We start from the raw sequence: 19,743 nt of genomic DNA, 5'->3' as shown, positions 1-19,743 counted from the left end.
AGTTCACAGCCCGGGCTCCGCAACCGCCCGACCGGCACGAACGTCTTGGATTCCAAGACCGAGTGACGGGTAGGTTCGCACGCATGACCATTGTTATCGGCTGGATCATTCTTGGACTTGTCGCAGGCGTCATCGCCAAGATCCTGCTGCCGGGCCGCGACCCCGGCGGCCTCGTGGGGACCACCCTCATCGGAATCGTCGGCGCCTTCCTGGGCGGCTGGATAGCGACACGCTTCCTGGACCGCACGATCGACAACGAGGACTTCTTCGACCCGGCGACCTGGGTCTCCGCCATCGGCGGTTCCCTCGTCCTGCTGATCGGCTACCGGCTGTTGTTCGGGAACTCCCGCGAACGCCGCTGACGTCCATCGTCCTCCGGGACGCCGAGTCCCGTCTCGCGCAGCGTCAGATTGAGCCGGCCACCGCGCATCCCCGTCCCGGGACCCGCCGTTCCGGGACGGATTCTCGGCACTCCGTGGAACGCGTGACGAGACGGCCCGCCGAAGACGAACAGGTCCCCGGAGGCCAACTCCACGTCCGTCCAGGGCTGCCCCCGGCTCTCCGTGTTGCCGAAGCGGAAGACACAGGTGTCGCCGATGTTGAGCGACACGACGGGGGCACCGGACCGCTCGTCCTTGTCCTGATGCATGCCCATCCGGGCTGCGTCGTCATAGAAGTTGATCAGCGCCGCGTCGGGTGCGTACGTCCGTACCGGGAAATCCGGCCCGTACGCCTCCGCCACCGCGGCCCGCCCCAACTCCGCGAGCCAGTCGGGAAACGCGGCGACCGGCGCGCCGTTCACGTCGTCCGCCGTACGGGTGTACCGGTACGGCTGCCAGTGCCACCCCAGGCACACGGTCCGCACGGACATCACCCCGCCGCCCGGCAACGCGGTGTGCCGCAGTGGAACGGGCCCGCGCGCCCACTCACGGCACGCCGCCACCAACTCCCGCTGCTGTGCGACCGACAACCACTCGGGTACGTGAACGGCACCCGGTGCGACCACGGTCCGCGGCCTCGGGAAGAGCCCGGTCATCAGCCTGCCGCCAGGGCACCCTCAAGCCCCAGAAGCTGCTCCTTGCGCTCCAGGCCGCCGGCGTAACCCCGCAGCGCCCCGTCCGCGCCGATCACCCGGTGGCACGGCCGCACGACGAGCAGCGGATTGCGCCCGATCGCCGTACCCACGGCCCGGACCCCCGCCCCCGAGGAACCGACCCGCTCGGCGATCTGTCCGTACGACACCGTCTCCCCGTACGGAACACCGTCCAGGGCGGCCCACACCCGGCGCTGGAAGTCCGTGCCGCGGCCGTCGGCGTACAGGAGGTCGAAGCGGGTCCGCCGCCCCTCGAAGTACTCCCTCAGCTGCGTGACGACCCCGCCGAACGCCGCGGGCTCATGGACCCAGCCGTCCTGAACGACTGCCGCGCCCTTCTGGCCCGGCAGGGAGAGCGAGACGAGAGCGATCCCCGCTGCGGAACCGACGGGCCCCGCGGTCCTCTCGCCGACCAGCAACAGCTCGCCCAGCGGGCTGTCGACCGTCGCGTACATGGTCATGACTCGTCCCTCTCCTCGTCCGTCGGCCCGCCGCATCACCGGCTGCCACGGACCAGTCTGCGTCGCCCGAAACGCCACGACCGGCGGTATTCGGACATGCAGTCCGGGTGCGGAGCGGCGTATTCCGCCCCGCACCCGGACCGCCGCGTCCTACCGGTAGTTCGCGAACTGGACGTCGAAGTCGAAGTCCTGGCCCTTCACCAGCGCCTGCACGGCCTGCAGGTCGTCCCGGCTCTTCGAGCTGACCCGCAGCTCGTCGCCCTGGACCTGAGCCTTGACGCCCTTGGGGCCCTCGTCGCGAATGACCTTCGCGACCTTCTTGGCGTTCTCCTGGGAGATGCCTTCCTCGATCGTGCAGAACAGCTTGTACTCCTTGCCGGACAGCTGCGGCTCGCCCGCGTCCAGCGACTTCAGCGAGATGCCGCGCTTGATCAGCTTGGACTGGAAGATGTCGAGGATCGCCTTGACCCGCTCCTCGCCGCTCGCCTCCATCAGGATCTTCTCGCCGGACCAGGAGATCGACGCTCCGGTGCCCTTGAAGTCGTAACGCTGGGAGATCTCCTTGGCGGCCTGGTTGAGGGCGTTGTCGACCTCCTGCCGCTCGACCTTCGAGACGATGTCGAAACTGGAGTCGGCCATGACGTGTGGCTCCTTGTATCGGGTGCTGGAAAGGAAGTGCTTACAGGAGCGGTCGCAGAGCCCGCAGGCACCACGCCGCCGACCAAGCCTAGCCACCCACGCCCGTCGAGGCCGCTGGTCAATCCAGTGGCGTAGCACCCCCGGGCATCAGGTATCGTTTACGTCGTTGCCACCGAGCGCCGCCGCAAGGCGGGTCTCACGGCAGCATCCCTTGGCGGTGTGCCCGAGTGGCCAAAGGGAGCAGACTGTAAATCTGCCGGCTCAGCCTACCCAGGTTCGAACCCTGGCGCCGCCACATAGCAAGGCCCCCGTTCTTCGGACGGGGGCCTTCTCTGTTGTGCCGCGACGAGGGGCGTGAACATGGAATCCGTACTGGTCAGCGCGTGTCTGCGGGGGATTCCCTGCCGGTTCGACGGACGGGGCAGGGCCTCCGCGGAGATGGCCGCCGCCCTCGGCGGGCGACGGCCGGTCGCCTTCTGCCCCGAGGTCGCCGCGGGACTGCCCACGCCCCGCCGTCCCGCCGAGATCATCGGCGGCGACGGCCACGACGTGCTGGACGGCCGGGCGCGCGTCGTGGACGACACCGGACACGATGTCACCGAGGCGTTCGTGGACGGCGCCGGACGGGCGCTGGAGGCCGCGCGCGGGGCAGGCTGCACCGAGGCGCTGCTGATGGACCGCAGCCCTTCGTGCGGGCGTGGGGCGGTCTATGACGGTACGTTCGCCGGCGAGCTGCGCGAGGGCGACGGGGTCACCGCTGCTCTGCTGGAGCGGCATGGCATTACCGTCCGTCCCGCGACGGGGGACTGAAGGGGGACTGACCGGGACGGCCGGTGACGGGGAACGGGAACTGCCCCCGCGACGGCCCTCACCGGCACATTGCCCGGCGTCAGTTTCCCGCGATGTCCTTCACCGCGACCGACACCGGCACATTGCCCGAGATCATCTCCAGCGTCAGCCCTGCCGTGGCCGGGGTGTCCAGCAGCTCCAGGAGTGCCGCCGCCACGTCGTCGCGCGGTACCGGGCCGCGCCCGGTCGACGCGGCGAGCAGGACCTGCCCGGTGCCTGCGTCGTTGGTCAGCATCCCGGGGCGCAGGATCGTCCAGTCGAGGGCCGGGCGGGAGCGCACGTACGCGTCCGCCGCCCCCTTGGCCCGCAGATAGACGTCGAACACCTCGTCGCCCGGGTGGTCCGGATCGGCGCCCATGGATGAGACCACGAGGTAGCGCCGCACCCCCGCCTGCTGCGCCGCGTCCGCGAAGAGCACCGCGGCCCCACGGTCCACGGTGTCCTTGCGGCTCGTGCCGCTGTCGGGGCCCGCACCGGCCGCGAAGACCACCGCGTCGGCGCCGCGCAGCACTTCGGCGGTCTGCTCCACGGAGGCCGATTCGAGGTCCAGGACCAAGGGTTCGGCGCCTGCCGCCCGGAGGTCCTCGCTCTGCTGCGGGTTGCGGATGACGCCTACCGCCTCATCCCCGCGCGCAGCGAGCAGCCGCTCCAGCCGCAGCGCGATCTGACCATGTCCACCTGCGATGACAATGCGCATGGAGTCGACGGTACGCCGGTGAGCGCCGCCGCGCTCAAGGCCCGCCGCAGGTCCCGGAATCCGGCCTGCCCTGGCGCGGCAGCCCGAACGAGCCGTCCGTCTCCGAGTCGCAGTACTCGCGCACCGCACTGGTCCGGGCGACCACCCTGCCGCGGTGCACCACGATCCGGCTGTACGCCAGTGAGAGCACCCCGGTCAGCTGTTCCCCGCGTACGGCGAGCAGCTCGGCGGGGAAGCCGGCCTCGACCCTCACCTCGGGCAGTCCCATGGCGCGTCTGGCCTCCGCGGAGACCGCCGCGTAGGCCTGCTCGGCCCGCAGCCCGCTCTGCGAGGCCAGCAGGAAGGCGGCCTCCAGCGGGTCGCCGCGTCCCACCGGGTTGGCGAGGTCGCGCAGCGCTCCGCTGCCCGCTGCGACCCGCACCCCGGCCGCGCGCAGCAGCCGTACGGGAGCCGTGCCCCGGTGCTCGGCCCCGGAGCAGCCGCCCTGGGGGAGGCAGATCACCGTCACACCGGCTGTGGCGAGCTGGTCGGCGGCGCGGGCGGCGGCTTCCGCGGGAAGCCGGGAGAGGCCGGCACAGGGCCCGAGGGAGACCCCTTGCCGCATTCCGCCGGCCATCGCCGCGAACCGGGCCAGCCGGGCCGGATCGTCACTGTCCGTGTGCAGGTCGACGGGGCAGCCGTGCTCGGCGGCGACCTCCAGGACGGCCTCCGCGTACCCCGTCGGGTCCGGATCCAGGTCGGGGCAGCCGCCGACGGCTCCGGCCCCCATTTTGAGCGCGTCGCGGAGCATCGCCAGATTGCCGGCGCCCGCGACGCCGGTGAGCAGCCGGGGGACGGCGACGGCGGTCAGATCGGCGAGCCCGCGCAGCGAGCGGCGGGCCTGCAGAACGGCTTGGAGGGCGCCGAGGCCCTGTATGTCGCCGATCCGTACGTGCGAGCGCAGGGCGGTCGCGCCGTGGCCGAGCTGCAGCAACGCGGCCTCGGTGGCGCGCCGCTGGATGTCGTCGGGGTGCTGCGAGGGGGGGCCGGGGGCGTCTGGTCCGGCGCCGTCGGCGGTGAGCGCGGTGTCGCTGTGGGCGTGCGGTTCGGCGGGGGCGGGGAGCAGCAGGTGGCCGCGCAGGTCCACGCGTGCGCCGGGGGCGACGAGGCTGCCGGCGGTGCCGACGGCCTCGATGCGGCTGCCGTCGAGCCGTACGTCCACGATGCGGCCGTCGGTGAGGCGGGCGCCGCAGAGCGTCAGCGCGGAGCCCTCCTGGCCGCGGGTGGCATCGGCCGCGTGGTCGTCCGGCTGCCGCGGCTGACTGTCGGGCATCGCGGCTCCTGGAAGGGGGACAAGATCACACAGAGTGAGTCGAGCCTAGGGGGGTGCTCGGTCAGGTTCGAGGAGGAGCGAAATAGTCGTACCGGCGCGGTCCCATGGCGCGCGGGGGCTCAGCCTCACGCATGGAGCCAGTGGTGGACGAGTGGCTGATCAAGGGGCTCGGGGCGGTGCCGGTCAGGGTCCCGGAGCGGTGCTGATCAAGGGCTCGGGATGGGGCTTCGAAACGGATTTGGGCGATCGGCAACCAACCGTGTAATGTCTTCATCGCTCGCCCCAATAGCTCAGTCGGTAGAGCGTCTCCATGGTAAGGAGAAGGTCTGCGGTTCGATTCCGCATTGGGGCTCTGGTGAAGGGGAAACCCCGCTTCGGCGGGGGGACTCAGTCATCAAAGCGGTGTAGCTCAGTCGGTAGAGCAAGCGGCTCATAATCGCTGTGTCACCGGTTCAAGTCCGGTCACCGCTACTAACAGTAGCCGATTGTGGGGTCGGTCCTCCGATCGGCTACTCTTTTTTTGCGTTCATCCGTCCACCGTCCGTCCAAGGAGCACTCACGTGGCTGCCACCGACGTCCGCCCGAAGATCACGCTGGCCTGCGTGGAGTGCAAGGAGCGGAACTACATCACCAAGAAGAACCGGCGTAACAACCCGGACCGTCTTGAGATGAAGAAGCATTGCCCGCGCTGCAACTCGCACACTGCGCACCGCGAAACGCGCTGAATCAGGCTCGTACACGAGGCCGTCCCCATTGGGGGCGGCCTCGTGTCGTTGTACGGGGCCGCTCTCCGGCCCCTTCGTCTTTCATCAGGAGGTTGCGAGCTCATGGCGCTCGACCAGTCCTTCGTGGGACGGACGTATCCGCCCACCCCGCCGTACGAGGTCGGCCGGGAGAAGATTCGTGAGTTCGCCGAGGCGGTGGGCGACGCCAATCCCGCGTACGTCGACCCCGAGGCGGCCAGGGCGCTCGGTCACAGCGATGTGATCGCACCGCCGACGTTCGTGTTCTCGATCACCTTCAAGGCCGCCGGTCAGGTCGTGCAGGACCCTCAGCTGGGCCTGGACTACAGCCGGGTGGTGCACGGTGACCAGAAGTTCGTCTACGTGCGTCCGGTGCGGGCGGGGGACCGGCTGACGGTCACCTCGACCATCGAGGCGGTCAAGTCCATGGCGGGCAACGACATTCTGGACATTCGTGGCGAGGTCCACGACGAGTCCGGTGAGCACGTCGTGACGGCGTGGACGAAGCTGGTGGCGCGCGCCGCCGAGGAGGCGTGATGACGGCGAAGGTGAGTTACGACTCGGTCGAGGTCGGTACGGAGCTGCCGCCGCGGTCCTTCCCGGTCACCCGGGCGGCGCTGGTGCAGTACGCGGGTGCCTCGGGCGACTTCAACCCGATCCACTGGAACGAGAAGTTCGCCCGCGAGGTCGGGCTGGAGGATGTGATCGCCCACGGCATGTTCACCATGGCCGAGGCGATCCGCGTGGTCACGGACTGGGCCGGCGATCCGGGTTCGGTCGTCGAGTACGGGGTGCGGTTCACCAAGCCGGTCGTCGTGCCCAACGATGACAAGGGCGCGCTGATCGAGGTCAGCGGCAAGGTGGCCGCACTGCTGGACGACGGGCGGGTCCGGGTGGACCTGACGGCGATGAGCGACGGCAAGAAGGTGCTGGGCATGTCCCGCGCCGTGGTGCAGCTCGGCTGACGCCGCGAAGAGCTGAATGACGTGAAGAGCTGAATGACGTAAGGGGCACGGTCCATGGGGCCGTGCCCCTTACGTATGGGCGGCCGCGGCGTCCCGGTTGACTAAGTTAGTGATTGACTACTAACTTAGCTCGCATGGCAAGGATGAGTGCAGACGAGCGGCGCGAGAGCGTCATCCGTGCGGCGATCACCGAATTCGCCCGCGGCGGGTACAACGCCACGTCCACCGAGTCGATCGCCAGGCGGGTGGGCGTCTCGCAGCCGTATCTCTTCCGCCTCTTCTCCAACAAGCAGGCCATGTTCCTGGCCGCCGCCGAGCGGTGCCTGATGGACACCCGCAAGGTCTTCGCGGACGCCGCCGAGGGGCTCGAAGGTAACGAGGCGCTGCATGCCATGGCCGCGGCCTATCAGCGCCTGATCGTCCACGACCCCGACCGGCTGCTGATGCAGATGCAGATGTACGCGGCCGTCGCGGCGGCGGAGGCGGCCGGGGACCATGAGTTCGGCGAGTCGCTGCGGGCCGGATGGTTGCAGATGTTCGACGACATCGCCCTCACACTCGGGGCCGATCCCGACGAGGCGACCACGTTTCTCGCCTACGGCATGCTCGTCAACACCCTGACTTCGCTCGGCTATCCGGCGGATCACCGGATCTGGTCCAGGTTCTACGACTCGGCCAGGCCGCCTGCCTGAACGGGCTGCCTGCCTGAACAGGTCGCCCGTCTGAACGGGCCGCCAGTCTGAACAGGCTGCCCGTCTGAACAGTGCCACCCGGGTTCGCTCGGCCCGGTTTTCTGTCCATGAAAGTTAGTCATCAATAACTAACCCTCAGGGGGAGCAGTGGACCAGCACACGAGAGGCCGCTCGGGAGCGGTCTGGGCCCTTGTCATCACCAGCGTGGCCGGCTTCATGGCCGCCCTCGACAACCTCGTCGTCACCACCGCCCTGCCGTCCATCCGTGAGAGCCTCGGCGGCGAACCGGAGGAGCTCGTGTGGACGGTGAACGCGTACACCCTCACCTTCGCCGTGCTGCTGATGTTCGGTGCCTCCCTCGGTGACCGGTTCGGCCGCCGGCGCCTCTTCACCATCGGACTCGCCGTCTTCACCGGCGCCTCCGCCGCAGCCGCCCTCTCGCCCGGAATCAACGAGCTCATCGCCTTCCGCGCGGTCCAGGGCGTGGGCGCCGCGATCATGATGCCGCTGACCCTCACCCTGCTCACGGCCGCCGTGCCGGCTGCCCGCCGCGGCGCCGCGCTGGGCATCTTCGGCGCCGTCACCGGACTCGCGGTGGCCAGCGGCCCGCTGATCGGCGGCAGCCTCACCGAACACCTCTCCTGGCAGTGGATCTTCTGGCTGAACGTTCCGATCGGCCTGCTCCTCCTGCCGCTCGCCCGGCTGCGCCTGGCCGAGTCCCACGCCCCGGACTCCCGGCTCGACGTCCCCGGCACCCTCCTGGTCAGCGGCGGGCTCTTCGGGATCGTCTACGGCCTGGTGAACGCCAATGCCGACGGCTGGACCAGCCCCACCGTCCTGACCGCCCTGATCGCCGGTACCGCACTTCTCGGCGGGTTCATCCACCACGGCTTCCACGCGAAGAACCCGATGCTGCCCATGCGTCTCTTCAAGGACCGGGCGTTCTTCGGGATCAACATGGCCAGCCTGCTGATGTTCCTCGGCATGTTCGGTTCGATCTTCCTGCTCAGCCAGTACTTCCAGGGAGTCCTGGGCTATTCGCCCACCGAGGCCGGTCTGCGGATGCTGCCCTGGACCGGGATGCCGATGCTGGTGGCGCCCATCGCCGGGATACTCGCCGACCGCCTCGGCGGCCGTCCGGTGGTCGTGACCGGGCTCGCCCTCCAGGCCGTCGGACTCGCCCTGTTCGCCATGGCCCTCGCCCCCGACGCCTCCTACGTCTCGCAGCTGCCCGCACTGATCGTCAGCGGCGTCGGAATGGCCCTGTACTTCGCACCCGCGGCCAGCCTGGTGATGTCCAGCGTCCGCCCCGGCGAACAGGGCATCGCCTCCGGCGCCAACAACGCGCTGCGCGAGGTCGGTGGTGCCCTCGGGGTCGCCGTGCTCGCCACGGTCTTCTCCTCGCAGGGGGGCTACGGCTCCGCGCGGTCCTTCACCGACGGGACCGTCCCCGCGGTCTGGATCGGCGCCGGAGTGGTGGCGCTCGCCGCGCTGGCCGCCCTGCTGATCCCGCGCCGCCGACACGCCTCGGTGCAGGCGCCCGACCAGCCCGAGGCCCGGGTCCCCGTACCCGCCTGAGACGTTGTCACGCCCATACGGTCCGCGGCCCCGCCCCGACGGCGGGGGAGCGGACCGTACTCTTGTCCCCGTGCAGGAACTCCACGACGCGCCCCTTGCCCCCCTGACCACCTTCCGGCTCGGCGGCCCCGCCACCCGCCTCCTCACCGCGACGACCGACGCCGAAGTGGTCGAGGCCGTGCGCGAGGCCGACGACAGCGGCACCCCGCTCCTGGTCATCGGCGGCGGCAGCAATCTGGTCATCGGCGACAAGGGCTTCGAAGGCACCGCCCTGCGCATCGCGACCAAGGGCTTCGTCCTGGACGGGGCGACGCTCGAACTGGCCGCGGGAGAGATCTGGACGGACTCTGTCACCCGCAGTGTTGAGGCCGGACTGGCCGGCCTCGAATGCCTGGCCGGCATCCCCGGCTCGGCGGGGGCGACGCCGATCCAGAACGTCGGGGCGTACGGGCAGGAGGTGTCGTCCACCATCACGGAGGTCGTCGCCTACGACCGGCACACCCGGGAAACCGTCACGATCCCGAACTCCGAGTGCGCCTTCGCGTACCGGCACAGTCGTTTCAAGGCCGAACCCGACCGGTTCGTGGTGCTGCGTGTCCGCTTCGGGCTGGAAGAGGCGGGTGGCCTGTCCGCGCCCCTCAAGTACCCCGAAACGGCTCGCGCCATGGGCGTCGAGGAAGGGGAGCGCGTTCCCGCCGCGGCCGCCCGCGAAACCGTGCTCAGGCTCCGCGCAGGCAAGGGCATGGTGCTCGACCCCGAGGACCACGACACCTGGTCGGCCGGCTCCTTCTTCACCAACCCGATCCTGGACCCGGCACAGTTCGAGGCGTTCCTCGCCCGCGTGGCGCAGCGCCTCGGACCGGACGTGACGCCCCCCGCCTTCCCCGCGGGCGAGGGACGCACCAAGACCTCGGCGGCCTGGCTCATCGACCGTGCCGGTTTCACCAAGGGATACGGCTCCGGCCCGGCCCGTATCTCCACCAAGCACACCCTCGCCCTCACCAACCGGGGCACGGCGAGCACCGAGGACCTGCTGGCCCTGGCACGCGAGGTCGTCGCCGGGGTCCACGAGACCTTCGGCGTCACGCTCGTCAACGAACCGGTGACCGTCGGCGTGACCCTTTGACGGAGCCCGTCCCTCAGTACGCCACGCCCACCCCCTGCTTCACCGTCGCGGGGTCGCCGATCAGCGCCAGCATCGCGTGGGCCACGTCGGCCCGGGAGATGGACCTGCCGCTGCGCGGGTTGCTGCCGACGACCGTCCGGTAGATACCCGTCAGCGGCCCGTTCGTGAGCTTCGGCGGACGCACCGACGTCCAGTCCGTGGCGGAGGCCGCCAGCGCGGCCTCCATGGCGGTGAGGTCCGCGTAGACCTCCTTGAGGATCTTGCCGATCGCCGCGAGCATCATGCGGTCGAGCAGCGGGTCGTTCGCGGGCTTCGGGGCGACCGGGGCCGCGCTCACCACCAGCAGCCGCCGTGTCCCCTCCGCCTCCATGGCCGTCAGGACGCTGCGGGTCAGCCGCTCGGCGATCCCGTCGGCCCTGCGGCCCCGTGCGCCCAGGCCGGAGAGCACCGCGTCGCGCCCCGCGACCGCCTCGCGCAGCACCTCCGGGTCGTCCACGCGGGCTGCCGTGTGGACCGTGACATCGGAGAGCGGCACCGGCAGCCGCGCAGGATCACGGACGACCGCCGTCACCTCGTGCCCCGCCGCCACCGCCTGGCGGACGATCTCCTGCCCGATACCGCCTGTCGCGCCGAACACTGTGAGCTTCATTGCGCACCCTCCTCGGGTGGGTAAGTATTCACTCACCTCTAGAGTGAGCGGATACTCACCCACTCGTCAAGCTTCATCGGAGTGCACATGGAGCAGAAGCCGGCCCGCGCCCGCATCATCGACGCCGCCCACCAGCTGATGCTCACCATCGGACTGGCCCGGGCCACCACCAAGGAGATCGCCAGGGCCGCCGGCTGCTCGGAGGCCGCGCTCTACAAGCACTTCCCGAGCAAGGAGGAGCTCTTCGTGGTGGTGCTGAAGGAGCGGCTGCCCAGGGTCGGCGGAATCCTGAAGCAGCTGATCTCCGACCCGGGGGAGGGGGAACGGACGGTCGAGCGGAACCTCACCGAGATCGCCCGCGAGGCCGCCCTCTTCTACGAGCAGAGCTTCCCGATCGCCGCGTCCCTGTACGCCGAGCCGAGGCTCAAGGAGCGTCACAACGCGGCGATGCGCGAACTGGGAACCGGCCCCCATATGCCCATCCGCGGTGTCGACGCGTATCTGCGCGCCGAACAGTCCGCAGGCCGGGTACGAGCCGACGCCGACACGTACGCCGCCGCCTCTCTGCTGCTGGGGGCCTGCGCCCAGCGGGCCTTCGCCTACGACGCCACGGAAACCGGCGGGCCTCCCCAGTCGCTCGACGACTTCGCCGCCTCGATCGCCCGGATGCTGCTGAGCGGCCTCGCGGGGTGAGAGCTGTCCCGTAGGCCGCGCCGGGGCGGATCAGCTGGCCGGCTTGGCCAGCCAGTCGTCGACGCCCGTCAGGAGCTCCGCCCGCACCGCGTCGGGCGCCGCCGAACCCCGTACCGACTGACGCGCCAGTTCCGCCAGCTCCTCGTCGGTGAACGCGTGATGGCGCCGTACGAGGTCGTACTGCGCGGCCAGCCGGGAGCCGAAGAGCAGCGGGTCGTCCGCGCCGAGCGCCATCGGCACGCCGGCGTCGAACAGAGTGCGCAGGGGTACGTCGGACGGCTTCTCGTAGACGCCGAGTGCCACGTTCGACGCCGGGCACACCTCGCATGTCACGCCGCGCTCCGCCAGCCTGCGCAGCAGTCGCGGGTCCTCGGCGGCCCGCACCCCGTGCCCGACCCGGGATGCGTCGAGGTCGTCCAGGCAGTCGCGGACGCTGGAGGGGCCCGACAGCTCACCGCCGTGCGGCGCCGCCAGCAGCCCGCCCTCCCTGGCGATGGCGAAGGCCCGGTCGAAGTCACGGGCCATGCCGCGCCGCTCGTCGTTGGAGAGGCCGAACCCGACGACACCCCGGTCCGCGTACCGCACCGCGAGCCGTGCCAGGGTCCTGGCGTCCAGCGGATGCTTCATCCGGTTGGCCGCGATCACCACCCGGATCGGCAGCCCGGTCTCGCGCGACGCGCTGTCCACCGCGTCCAGGATGATCTCGATCGCCGGAATGAGCCCGCCGAGCAGGGGTGCGTACGAGGTGGGGTCGACCTGGATCTCCAGCCAGCCGGAGCCGTCCGCCACGTCCTCCTGGGCGGCCTCGCGCACCAGCCGCTGAATGTCCTCGGGCGACCGCAGGCAGGACCGGGCGATGTCGTAGAGCCGCTGGAAACGGAACCAGCCGCGTTCGTCCGTCGCCCGCAGGCTGGGGGGCTCGCCGCCGGTCAGGGCCTCGGGCAGCCGTACGCCGTACTTGTCGGCGAGTTCGAGCAGTGTCGTGGGCCGCATCGACCCGGTGAAATGCAAGTGCAGGTGGGCCTTGGGCAACAGCCGTACATCACGCTCCATTCCAAGATCCTGCCGCACGGACGGGGTGTCGCGGTAGCCGGTTTCCCCATCGAGTTGCTGCTCGAACGGATAAGCGAACAAGAAAGCGACCCCCGGCCGGAGCCGGGGGTCGCCACTGAAATACGGGAGGTACTAGGCCTTGGCCTCGCCCAGCAGCTTCTGGAGCCGCGTGACACCCTCGACGAGGTCGTCGTCACCCAGCGCGTACGAAAGCCGCAGGTAACCCGGCGTACCGAAGGCCTCGCCAGGAACGACCGCGACCTCGGCCTCGTCCAGGATCAGCGCCGCCAGCTCGACCGAGGTGGCCGGGCGCTTGCCGCGGATCTCCTTGCCGAGGAGCGCCTTCACCGAGGGGTACGCGTAGAACGCGCCCTCGGGCACCGGGCACAGCACGCCGTCGATCTCGTTGAGCATCCGCACGATGGTCTGCCGGCGCCGGTCGAAGGCGGTGCGCATCTCGGCGACCGCGTCCAGGTTCCCGGAGACGGCTGCCAGTGCGGCGATCTGGGCGACGTTGGAGACGTTGGAGGTGGCGTGCGACTGCAGGTTGGTCGCGGCCTTCACCACGTCCTTGGGACCCACGATCCACCCCACGCGCCAGCCGGTCATCGCGTACGTCTTGGCGACACCGTTGACCACGATGCACTTGTCGCGCAGCTCGGGCACGATCGCAGGCAGCGAGGTGAACTTCGCGTCGCCGTAGACCAGGTGCTCGTAGATCTCGTCGGTCAGCACCCACAGGCCGTGCTCGACGGCCCACTTGCCGATCGCCTCGGCGTCAGCCTCGCTGTAGACCGCACCGGTCGGGTTCGAGGGGGAGACGAACAGGACGACCTTCGTACGCTCCGTGCGCGCCGCCTCCAGCTGCTCGACGGAGACCCGGTAACCGGTGGTCTCGTCGGCGACGACCTCCACCGGGACACCGCCGGCGAGGCGGATCGACTCGGGGTAGGTGGTCCAGTACGGCGCCGGGACGATGACCTCGTCGCCCGGGTCGAGGATCGCGGCGAAGGCCTCGTAGATGGCCTGCTTGCCGCCGTTGGTCACCAGGATCTGGGAGACGTCGACCTGGTAGCCGGAGTCGCGCAGCGTCTTCTCTGCAATGGCGGCCTTGAGCTCGGGGAGCCCGCCTGCCGGGGTGTAGCGGTGGTACTTCGGGTTGCGGCAGGCCTCGACCGCGGCCTCGACGATGTAGCCGGGGGTCGGGAAGTCGGGCTCGCCCGCACCGAAGCCGATCACCGGACGGCCGGCGGCCTTGAGGGCCTTGGCCTTGGCGTCGACGGCGAGGGTGGCGGACTCTGAGATGGCACCGATGCGGGCGGAGACCCGGCGCTCGGAGGGAGAAGTAGCAGCGCTCATGCCCCCATGCTCCCAGACCGTATTCCCCGTCGGCACAGGGGTTTCAGGGACCGGACAGCAGTCGGACACCATGCGGACAGACAACCGGGCAGCATCGGACAGGAACGGTCGGGAGCTATCTGTTCGACGCCGGGCCGCTGAGCACGTACACTCACCTGTCGTTGGCCTTCACCAGCCGCACCGTTCCTGCACCCGGAGCATCCGGGGACATGCGGTAGGTTGGTGGAAACCACAAAGGGTCGTAGCTCAATTGGTAGAGCACTGGTCTCCAAAACCAGCGGTTGGGGGTTCAAGTCCCTCCGGCCCTGCTACACACTCCTTCGCCGGGATGTGTGCGCATGTACGTACTTCAATGCACTGCCGTGCGGCTTCACCGGGCGCGGCACGGCCATGACCCGGAATCAGGTGAGAAGCGTGACGGACGCCGTGGGCTCCATCGACATGCCTGATGCCGAGGATGAAGTCCCCGAGTCGAAGAAGAAGACCCGGAAGGGCGGCAAGCGCGGCAAGAAGGGCCCTCTGGGCCGTCTCGCGCTCTTCTACCGCCAGATCGTCGCCGAGCTTCGCAAGGTTGTCTGGCCGACTCGCAACCAGCTGACGACATACACCTCAGTGGTGATTGTGTTCGTAGTCGTCATGATTGGTCTTGTTACCGTGATTGACTTCGGTTTCCAGCGGGTCATCAAGTACGTCTTCGGCTGATCCCGCGGAGGGCGCCTCATGGGCGCCCCTTTCGCATGTTCCACCCATTTGTATCCAGGAAGAAGCAGCCACCGTGTCTGACCCGAACCTGAACGACGCCGTCGAGCCGACGGCGGGCGCCTTCGAGTCCGCCGAGGACGAGCTCGACATCGTCGAGGCGGCGGACGCTGTGGAGCCGGACCAGGCTGAAGCTGCCGACACCGCCGCGGGCGAGCCCGCCGAGCAGGCCGCAGTGCACACCGAGTCCGCCGACGAGGCCGCCGAGGCCGAGTCCGGTGACGACGAGGACGAGAGCGACGAGGACGAGGCCTCCGACAAGGAAGCCGCGGACGAGGACGCCGACGAAGCCACGGACGAGTCCGACGAGGAAGAGGCCGAGCCGGCCGAGCCCGTCGACGCCGTCACCGCCCTGCGCGAGGAGCTCCGCACCCTCCCGGGCGAGTGGTACGTCATTCACACGTACGCCGGTTACGAGAAGCGTGTGAAGGCCAACCTGGAGCAGCGCGCCGTCTCGCTGAACGTGGAGGAGTTCGTCTATCAGGCCGAGGTGCCTGAGGAGGAAATCGTCCAGATCAAGAACGGCGAGCGCAAGAACGTCCGTCAGAACAAGCTCCCGGGATACGTCCTGGTGCGCATGGACCTGACGAACGAGTCCTGGGGCGTCGTCCGCAACACTCCTGGCGTCACCGGCTTCGTGGGCAACGCCTACGACCCGTACCCGCTGACCCTGGACGAGATCGTCAAGATGCTCGCCCCCGAGGCCGAGGAGAAGGCGGCCCGCGAGGCAGCCGAGGCCGAGGGCAAGCCGGCTCCGTCCCGCAAGGTCGAGGTCCAGGTGCTGGACTTCGAGGTGGGCGACTCGGTCACGGTCACCGACGGCCCGTTCGCGACCCTGCAGGCGACGATCAACGAGATCAACGCCGACTCGAAGAAGGTCAAGGGTCTCGTCGAGATCTTCGGCCGCGAGACCCCGGTCGAGCTCAGCTTCGACCAGATCCAGAAGAACTAGCGCTTCCCGCCAGCTTCTGGACACATGCCTACCGAGCAGGTCAGACCGGCCGTCACAGCCTGTCTGACCTGCTCGGTTTTTGGTCGCGCAGCTATACCCGTTATCGTTGTGCGGTATGCCTGCATCCGGATGACCGGATGACGGCGAAAACTCTCACTAGGACCCGGAGAGAGCACATGCCTCCCAAGAAGAAGAAGGTCACGGGGCTTATCAAGCTCCAGATCAACGCCGGTGCGGCCAACCCGGCACCGCCGGTCGGCCCCGCACTGGGCCAGCACGGCGTCAACATCATGGAGTTCTGCAAGGCCTACAACGCCGCGACCGAGTCGCAGCGTGGCATGGTCGTGCCGGTGGAGATCACGGTCTACGACGACCGCTCCTTCACCTTCATCACCAAGACTCCGCCGGCCGCCAAGCTGATCCTCAAGGCCGCGGGTGTGGACAAGGGCTCCGGCGAGCCGCACAAGACCAAGGTTGCCAAGCTGACGGCTGCCCAGGTCCGCGAGATCGCCACGACGAAGCTCCCCGACCTGAACGCCAATGACCTCGACGCCGCGTCGAAGATCATCGCCGGCACCGCCCGTTCCATGGGCATCACGGTCGAAGGCTGATTCAGCCCCACCCCCTCAGTGGTAGGACCAAGCGCTGGTCCGCACCACGACTCCACACTCTGAAACCACAGGAGTAGAAGTGAAGCGCAGCAAGAACCTCCGCGCTGCGGACGCCAAGATCGACCGGGCGCGCAACTACGCCCCGCTCGAGGCCGTCCGTATCGCCAAGGACACCGCCTCCACGAAGTTCGACAGCACCGTCGAGGTCGCGTTTGCCCTGGGTGTTGACCCTCGCAAGGCCGACCAGATGGTCCGTGGCACCGTGAACCTCCCGCACGGCACCGGCAAGACCGCCCGGGTCCTGGTCTTCGCGACCGGTGACCGTGCTGCGGCCGCGGAAGCCGCGGGCGCCGACATCGTCGGCGCCGACGAGCTCATCGACGAGGTGGCGAAGGGCCGTCTGGACTTCGACGCCGTCGTCGCGACCCCGGACCTCATGGGCAAGGTCGGCCGCCTCGGCCGCGTGCTCGGCCCGCGTGGTCTGATGCCGAACCCGAAGACCGGCACCGTCACCCCCGATGTCGTGAAGGCTGTCAACGACATCAAGGGCGGCAAGATCGAGTTCCGCGTCGACAAGCACTCGAACCTGCACTTCATCATCGGCAAGACCTCGTTCGACGAGACCAAGCTGGTGGAGAACTACGCAGCGGCGCTGGACGAGATCCTCCGTCTGAAGCCGTCCGCCGCCAAGGGCCGCTACATCAAGAAGGCCACCCTGGCCACCACGATGGGCCCCGGCATCCCGCTGGACTCCAACCGCACCCGTAACCTCCTCGTCGAGGAGGACCCGGCCTCCGTCTGAGCCTCCGCGCTCGTTCGACCGCCGTGTCACGTGTGACATTGACGGGCCCCGCAACCTTTCGAGGTGCGGGGCCCGTCCTCGTATGTACGTACCAGTGGCTTGTCGGTGCCGTGCGCTAGCGTGCGGGTCACAGAGAGCCGAACGAGGGGTGGAAGCGGACATGAGGACCAGTACCGTACGGCGTGTGGGCCTGGCTGTGGCTGTGGCAGCGGCGTTGACGTCGGTCGCGGCCTGCGGCGGATCGGACGACGGCGGCACGACCGAGGGCAAGGAAGCGAGCAAGGGCGGCGGCGTCGTGAAGGTCGACGCGATCGCCGCCCTGCTCGATGTGCAGAAGAAGACCGGTGCGGCGAACTCGGCGAAGGTCGAGGGCACCACGGTCATGGGCAGTGCCATGTCCATGAAGCAGTCCGGTGCGCTCGACTGGAGCGACGGCGTCACCGGCACCATGGAGATCACCTACACCGGCGGCGCCATGGCCGACACCATGAAGAAGGCCGGCGGCACCGGCACGATGCAGGCTCGCTACTTCAAGGACGGCTACGCGGCGGACATGGGCGCTGCCCTGGCCCAGCAGACCGGCGGCAAGCGCTGGATCAGCTACTCCTACGACGACCTCGCCGAGCTCGGGGGCGCCTCCGGGGCGGCGATGAAGGACCAGATGCAGAACACCACTCCCGACCAGGGAGTGAAGTCGCTGCTGGCCTCGGGCGATGTGAAGGAGATCGGCAAGGAGCAGGTCCGCGGTGTCGCCACCACGCACTACTCCGGCACGGTCGATGTCGCCGAGCTGACCGCCAAGACCTCGAAGCTGGACGCCGAGCAGCTGACCGCTCTCAAGAAGCAGCTCAACGACGCCGGGATCACCACGGAGAAGGTCGACATCTGGGTCGATGGGAACGACCTCCTGGTGAAGAAGACCGAGCGCGGGCAGATGAAGACCGGCGAACTCAACTCGACGGTGTTCTACAGCGACTACGGGACCAAGGTCTCGGTCGAGCAGCCGCCGGCCGGCGAGACCATCGGGTTCAAGGAGCTGCTCCAGCAGCAGCAGGGCGCGACCGCCGGGAGTGCCTCCTAGAAGGGCCCTCCAAACCTCTCGGACCACCCGAACCGGGACGGATTTGCTCGGCGCGACCTCGGTCGCGTACTCTTCTGCAGAAGCCAAAGACCGCTGGTCGTTGCTCTGAACCCGCAAGGGGGACGGCAACCGAAGGATCCGTTGAGTACGGACGACCTGCGCAGGTGACTGTGGAAAAGCTCCCGGACTTCGTTCGGTCGAGCTTCGCCCTGGCGCCTGCGCCGGGGCGTTTCGTCTTTCCGGGGCCTTTTGAGCGGTCCTCATCACCCGGAAGGAGGCCGACGCTCATGGCAAGGCCCGACAAGGCTGCAGCGGTAGCCGAGCTCGCGGACCAGTTCCGCAGCTCGAACGCCGCCGTGCTGACCGAGTACCGGGGTCTCACCGTGGCACAGCTCAAGCAGCTGCGCCGTTCGCTCGGTGAGAACGCCCAGTACGCCGTGGTGAAGAACACGCTGACCAAGATTGCGGCCAACGAGGCCGGGATCGACACGCTGGACGACCTGTTCGCAGGTCCGACGGCGGTTGCCTTCGTCACCGGTGACCCGGTGGAGTCGGCGAAGGGTCTTCGTGACTTCGCCAAGGACAACCCCAACCTCATCATCAAGGGCGGTGTCCTTGACGGTAAGGCGCTGTCCGCCGATGAGATCAAGAAGCTCGCGGACCTCGAGTCCCGCGAGGTTCTGCTCGCCAAGCTGGCCGGCGCCATGAAGGGCAAGCAGACTCAGGCTGCACAGCTCTTCCAGGCTCTGCCGTCGAAGTTCGTCCGCACCGCGGAGGCGCTTCGTGCCAAGAAGGCCGAGCAGGGCGGTGCCGAGTAATTCGGCTCGCGCAATGATCGCCGCCCGCTAGGGCGACGGTCGCAGCGGGCCGAACGTACGCCCGCCTTCATATACACCCGGCACCAGCCGAATTAGTGGAAGGATCGCCCATCATGGCGAAGCTCAGCCAGGAAGACCTGCTCGCCCAGTTCGAGGAGCTCACCCTCATCGAGCTCTCCGAGTTCGTTAAGGCGTTCGAGGAGAAGTTCGACGTCACCGCCGCCGCGGCCGTCGCCGTTGCCGGTCCCGCCGCCGGTGGCCCCGCCGCCGAGGCCGAGGCCGAGCAGGACGAGTTCGACGTCATCCTCACCGCCGCCGGTGACAAGAAGATCCAGGTCATCAAGGTCGTGCGTGAGCTGACCTCCCTCGGCCTGAAGGAGGCCAAGGACCTCGTCGACGGCGCCCCGAAGCCCGTCGTCGAGAAGGTCGCCAAGGAGGCCGCCGAGAAGGCTGCCGAGTCCCTCAAGGCCGCCGGCGCCTCCGTCGAGGTCAAGTGACCCTGCGAGTCTTCTGACTCGTCTGGACCCCCGTGCCGCGAGGCACGGACGTCACATCGCGAAAGGCGATCACCCGTACGGGTGATCGCCTTTCGGCGTACCCGCGGTGGGTGCCTTGCTCTTCCCGTGTTGACGAGTATGGTGATCTTCGCCGTGCGCCTCTCGTGGCGGGCACGGGCGGCGCGGAGGGGCGGCGGGCGCGGGTCTCGGGACCTGTCCCGGCTGGGGGGCCTTGACGAACCGCACGCGGCGCGCAATTCTCAAGGCGCGTCGTCACATCGATCCGAATCCGAGGCATGGATCGATGGCGAAGA

At 69.0% G+C, this 19,743-nt stretch carries 24 protein-coding genes and 4 tRNA genes; 20 read left to right on the top strand and 8 right to left on the bottom strand.

The features are described from left to right. Positions 1–83: 83 nt before the first annotated feature. Complete coding sequence (locus tag ACIOEW_RS12135) at positions 84–362, top strand: GlsB/YeaQ/YmgE family stress response membrane protein (protein ID WP_362549957.1); 279 nt, start codon at positions 84–86, stop codon at positions 360–362. Here the strand turns inward: ACIOEW_RS12135 and ACIOEW_RS12130 are convergent. The 3 genes from ACIOEW_RS12130 to ACIOEW_RS12120 all read right to left on the bottom strand — a co-directional run bounded on the left by ACIOEW_RS12130 (position 323) and on the right by ACIOEW_RS12120 (position 2,193). Then, positions 323–1,036: an alpha-ketoglutarate-dependent dioxygenase AlkB family protein gene (locus tag ACIOEW_RS12130; RefSeq protein ID WP_401963483.1), complete on the bottom strand. Its 714-nt coding sequence runs from the start codon at positions 1,034–1,036 to the stop codon at positions 323–325. The two genes, ACIOEW_RS12135 and ACIOEW_RS12130, sit on opposite strands and share 40 nt — an antisense overlap. Continuing rightward, positions 1,036–1,554, bottom strand: a complete 519-nt coding sequence (locus ACIOEW_RS12125; RefSeq protein WP_401963481.1) for a methylated-DNA--[protein]-cysteine S-methyltransferase — start codon at positions 1,552–1,554, stop codon at positions 1,036–1,038. Before ACIOEW_RS12125 ends, ACIOEW_RS12130 begins: the two co-directional genes overlap by 1 nt. A gap of 150 nt (positions 1,555–1,704) precedes the next feature. Further along, positions 1,705–2,193, bottom strand: a complete 489-nt coding sequence (locus ACIOEW_RS12120) for a YajQ family cyclic di-GMP-binding protein (protein ID WP_359078262.1) — start codon at positions 2,191–2,193, stop codon at positions 1,705–1,707. A gap of 213 nt (positions 2,194–2,406) precedes the next feature. Here ACIOEW_RS12120 and ACIOEW_RS12115 point away from each other — a divergent pair. Both ACIOEW_RS12115 and ACIOEW_RS12110 read left to right on the top strand, forming a co-directional pair. Continuing rightward, positions 2,407–2,488: transfer RNA gene (locus tag ACIOEW_RS12115), tRNA-Tyr, on the top strand. Between the two features lie 65 nt (positions 2,489–2,553). Continuing rightward, entirely contained in the window at positions 2,554–3,003 is a 450-nt protein-coding gene (locus tag ACIOEW_RS12110; RefSeq protein ID WP_401963479.1) for a DUF523 domain-containing protein, read from the top strand. A gap of 79 nt (positions 3,004–3,082) precedes the next feature. Here the strand turns inward: ACIOEW_RS12110 and ACIOEW_RS12105 are convergent, their stop codons facing one another. Both ACIOEW_RS12105 and ACIOEW_RS12100 read right to left on the bottom strand, forming a co-directional pair. Continuing rightward, positions 3,083–3,739, bottom strand: a complete 657-nt coding sequence (locus tag ACIOEW_RS12105; protein WP_401963477.1) for an SDR family oxidoreductase — start codon at positions 3,737–3,739, stop codon at positions 3,083–3,085. Positions 3,740–3,773: 34 nt separating this feature from the next. Then, complete coding sequence (locus ACIOEW_RS12100; protein WP_401963475.1) at positions 3,774–5,051, bottom strand: amidohydrolase family protein; 1,278 nt, start codon at positions 5,049–5,051, stop codon at positions 3,774–3,776. A gap of 279 nt (positions 5,052–5,330) precedes the next feature. On the opposite strand from ACIOEW_RS12100, the gene ACIOEW_RS12095 reads away from it, so the two are divergent. The 8 genes from ACIOEW_RS12095 to ACIOEW_RS12060 all read left to right on the top strand — a co-directional run bounded on the left by ACIOEW_RS12095 (position 5,331) and on the right by ACIOEW_RS12060 (position 10,155). After that, positions 5,331–5,403: transfer RNA gene (locus ACIOEW_RS12095), tRNA-Thr, on the top strand. Positions 5,404–5,449: 46 nt separating this feature from the next. Then, positions 5,450–5,522 (top strand) — tRNA-Met (locus ACIOEW_RS12090). An 89-nt stretch (positions 5,523–5,611) separates the two neighbouring features. Next, positions 5,612–5,776, top strand: a complete 165-nt coding sequence (gene rpmG, locus ACIOEW_RS12085) for a 50S ribosomal protein L33 (RefSeq protein WP_003956487.1) — start codon at positions 5,612–5,614, stop codon at positions 5,774–5,776. Positions 5,777–5,878: 102 nt separating this feature from the next. Next, positions 5,879–6,331, top strand: coding sequence for a MaoC family dehydratase N-terminal domain-containing protein (locus tag ACIOEW_RS12080; protein ID WP_350999276.1), 453 nt, complete (start codon positions 5,879–5,881; stop codon positions 6,329–6,331). Next, positions 6,331–6,759 carry a MaoC family dehydratase gene (locus ACIOEW_RS12075; RefSeq protein WP_401963473.1) on the top strand — a complete coding sequence of 143 codons (429 nt, stop codon included), beginning with the start codon at positions 6,331–6,333 and terminating at the stop codon, positions 6,757–6,759. The genes ACIOEW_RS12080 and ACIOEW_RS12075 overlap by 1 nt, the downstream gene beginning before the upstream one ends. Before the next feature lie 143 nt (positions 6,760–6,902). Next, the gene (locus tag ACIOEW_RS12070) at positions 6,903–7,451 is read left to right on the top strand and encodes a helix-turn-helix domain-containing protein (RefSeq protein ID WP_362549934.1); all 549 of its coding nucleotides are present in this window, start codon (positions 6,903–6,905) and stop codon (positions 7,449–7,451) included. A gap of 147 nt (positions 7,452–7,598) precedes the next feature. Then, complete coding sequence (locus tag ACIOEW_RS12065; protein ID WP_401963472.1) at positions 7,599–9,029, top strand: MFS transporter; 1,431 nt, start codon at positions 7,599–7,601, stop codon at positions 9,027–9,029. A 70-nt stretch (positions 9,030–9,099) separates the two neighbouring features. Continuing rightward, on the top strand, positions 9,100–10,155 hold the full coding sequence (locus tag ACIOEW_RS12060) for a UDP-N-acetylmuramate dehydrogenase (protein WP_362549928.1): 1,056 nt from the start codon (positions 9,100–9,102) through the stop codon (positions 10,153–10,155). Between the two features lie 13 nt (positions 10,156–10,168). Here the strand turns inward: ACIOEW_RS12060 and ACIOEW_RS12055 are convergent, their stop codons facing one another. Then, complete coding sequence (locus ACIOEW_RS12055; RefSeq protein ID WP_401963470.1) at positions 10,169–10,804, bottom strand: NAD(P)-dependent oxidoreductase; 636 nt, start codon at positions 10,802–10,804, stop codon at positions 10,169–10,171. Positions 10,805–10,891: 87 nt separating this feature from the next. On the opposite strand from ACIOEW_RS12055, the gene ACIOEW_RS12050 reads away from it, so the two are divergent. Further along, positions 10,892–11,497 (top strand): TetR/AcrR family transcriptional regulator, encoded by a 606-nt coding sequence (locus ACIOEW_RS12050; RefSeq protein ID WP_401963468.1) that lies wholly within the window; start codon positions 10,892–10,894, stop codon positions 11,495–11,497. 30 nt (positions 11,498–11,527) lie between these two features. On the opposite strand, the gene ACIOEW_RS12045 is transcribed toward ACIOEW_RS12050, so the two are convergent. Together ACIOEW_RS12045 and ACIOEW_RS12040 are read right to left on the bottom strand one after the other, a co-directional pair. Next, complete coding sequence (locus ACIOEW_RS12045) at positions 11,528–12,550, bottom strand: adenosine deaminase (RefSeq protein ID WP_401963466.1); 1,023 nt, start codon at positions 12,548–12,550, stop codon at positions 11,528–11,530. Positions 12,551–12,682: 132 nt separating this feature from the next. Beyond that, complete coding sequence (locus ACIOEW_RS12040) at positions 12,683–13,909, bottom strand: pyridoxal phosphate-dependent aminotransferase (RefSeq protein WP_362549916.1); 1,227 nt, start codon at positions 13,907–13,909, stop codon at positions 12,683–12,685. A 235-nt stretch (positions 13,910–14,144) separates the two neighbouring features. On the opposite strand from ACIOEW_RS12040, the gene ACIOEW_RS12035 reads away from it, so the two are divergent. From ACIOEW_RS12035 to rplL, 8 genes are all read left to right on the top strand, one after another. After that, positions 14,145–14,217, top strand: a tRNA-Trp gene (locus ACIOEW_RS12035). A 106-nt stretch (positions 14,218–14,323) separates the two neighbouring features. After that, positions 14,324–14,611 carry a preprotein translocase subunit SecE gene (secE, locus tag ACIOEW_RS12030; protein ID WP_073732696.1) on the top strand — a complete coding sequence of 96 codons (288 nt, stop codon included), beginning with the start codon at positions 14,324–14,326 and terminating at the stop codon, positions 14,609–14,611. 73 nt (positions 14,612–14,684) lie between these two features. Beyond that, positions 14,685–15,620, top strand: a complete 936-nt coding sequence (gene nusG / locus ACIOEW_RS12025) for a transcription termination/antitermination protein NusG (RefSeq protein WP_401963464.1) — start codon at positions 14,685–14,687, stop codon at positions 15,618–15,620. Between the two features lie 176 nt (positions 15,621–15,796). Continuing rightward, positions 15,797–16,231, top strand: coding sequence for a 50S ribosomal protein L11 (gene rplK / locus ACIOEW_RS12020; protein ID WP_024494105.1), 435 nt, complete (start codon positions 15,797–15,799; stop codon positions 16,229–16,231). Positions 16,232–16,310: 79 nt separating this feature from the next. Continuing rightward, complete coding sequence (gene rplA / locus ACIOEW_RS12015) at positions 16,311–17,033, top strand: 50S ribosomal protein L1 (RefSeq protein WP_123461041.1); 723 nt, start codon at positions 16,311–16,313, stop codon at positions 17,031–17,033. Between the two features lie 160 nt (positions 17,034–17,193). Further along, positions 17,194–18,114, top strand: coding sequence for a hypothetical protein (locus ACIOEW_RS12010; RefSeq protein WP_362549909.1), 921 nt, complete (start codon positions 17,194–17,196; stop codon positions 18,112–18,114). Positions 18,115–18,401: 287 nt separating this feature from the next. Then, on the top strand, positions 18,402–18,932 hold the full coding sequence (rplJ, locus tag ACIOEW_RS12005; RefSeq protein ID WP_350999312.1) for a 50S ribosomal protein L10: 531 nt from the start codon (positions 18,402–18,404) through the stop codon (positions 18,930–18,932). Between the two features lie 113 nt (positions 18,933–19,045). Further along, positions 19,046–19,429, top strand: a complete 384-nt coding sequence (gene rplL, locus ACIOEW_RS12000) for a 50S ribosomal protein L7/L12 (RefSeq protein WP_350999315.1) — start codon at positions 19,046–19,048, stop codon at positions 19,427–19,429. Positions 19,430–19,743 lie beyond the last annotated feature (314 nt).

Source organism: Streptomyces sp. NPDC087901 (genome assembly GCF_044742205.1).
Lineage (GTDB): Bacteria > Actinomycetota > Actinomycetes > Streptomycetales > Streptomycetaceae > Streptomyces.
The sequence above is the reverse complement of the archived record's forward strand: the minus strand, read 5'-3'. Positions and strand labels throughout refer to the sequence as shown.

Bases quoted from the DNA above. Each gene is read 5' to 3' on its own strand.
- ACIOEW_RS12135 (WP_362549957.1), top strand. From the start codon at position 84: ATGACCATTGTTATCGGCTGGATCATTCTTGGACTTGTCGCAGGCGTC.
- ACIOEW_RS12130 (WP_401963483.1), bottom strand. From the start codon at position 1,036: ATGACCGGGCTCTTCCCGAGGCCGCGGACCGTGGTCGCACCGGGTGCC.
- ACIOEW_RS12125 (WP_401963481.1), bottom strand. From the start codon at position 1,554: ATGACCATGTACGCGACGGTCGACAGCCCGCTGGGCGAGCTGTTGCTG.
- ACIOEW_RS12120 (WP_359078262.1), bottom strand. From the start codon at position 2,193: ATGGCCGACTCCAGTTTCGACATCGTCTCGAAGGTCGAGCGGCAGGAG.
- ACIOEW_RS12110 (WP_401963479.1), top strand. From the start codon at position 2,554: ATGGAATCCGTACTGGTCAGCGCGTGTCTGCGGGGGATTCCCTGCCGG.
- ACIOEW_RS12105 (WP_401963477.1), bottom strand. From the start codon at position 3,739: ATGCGCATTGTCATCGCAGGTGGACATGGTCAGATCGCGCTGCGGCTG.
- ACIOEW_RS12100 (WP_401963475.1), bottom strand. From the start codon at position 5,051: ATGCCCGACAGTCAGCCGCGGCAGCCGGACGACCACGCGGCCGATGCC.
- ACIOEW_RS12080 (WP_350999276.1), top strand. From the start codon at position 5,879: ATGGCGCTCGACCAGTCCTTCGTGGGACGGACGTATCCGCCCACCCCG.
- ACIOEW_RS12075 (WP_401963473.1), top strand. From the start codon at position 6,331: ATGACGGCGAAGGTGAGTTACGACTCGGTCGAGGTCGGTACGGAGCTG.
- ACIOEW_RS12070 (WP_362549934.1), top strand. From the start codon at position 6,903: ATGAGTGCAGACGAGCGGCGCGAGAGCGTCATCCGTGCGGCGATCACC.
- ACIOEW_RS12055 (WP_401963470.1), bottom strand. From the start codon at position 10,804: ATGAAGCTCACAGTGTTCGGCGCGACAGGCGGTATCGGGCAGGAGATC.
- ACIOEW_RS12050 (WP_401963468.1), top strand. From the start codon at position 10,892: ATGGAGCAGAAGCCGGCCCGCGCCCGCATCATCGACGCCGCCCACCAG.
- ACIOEW_RS12045 (WP_401963466.1), bottom strand. From the start codon at position 12,550: ATGGAGCGTGATGTACGGCTGTTGCCCAAGGCCCACCTGCACTTGCAT.
- ACIOEW_RS12040 (WP_362549916.1), bottom strand. From the start codon at position 13,909: ATGAGCGCTGCTACTTCTCCCTCCGAGCGCCGGGTCTCCGCCCGCATC.
- rplK (WP_024494105.1), top strand. From the start codon at position 15,797: ATGCCTCCCAAGAAGAAGAAGGTCACGGGGCTTATCAAGCTCCAGATC.
- ACIOEW_RS12010 (WP_362549909.1), top strand. From the start codon at position 17,194: ATGAGGACCAGTACCGTACGGCGTGTGGGCCTGGCTGTGGCTGTGGCA.
- rplJ (WP_350999312.1), top strand. From the start codon at position 18,402: ATGGCAAGGCCCGACAAGGCTGCAGCGGTAGCCGAGCTCGCGGACCAG.
- rplL (WP_350999315.1), top strand. From the start codon at position 19,046: ATGGCGAAGCTCAGCCAGGAAGACCTGCTCGCCCAGTTCGAGGAGCTC.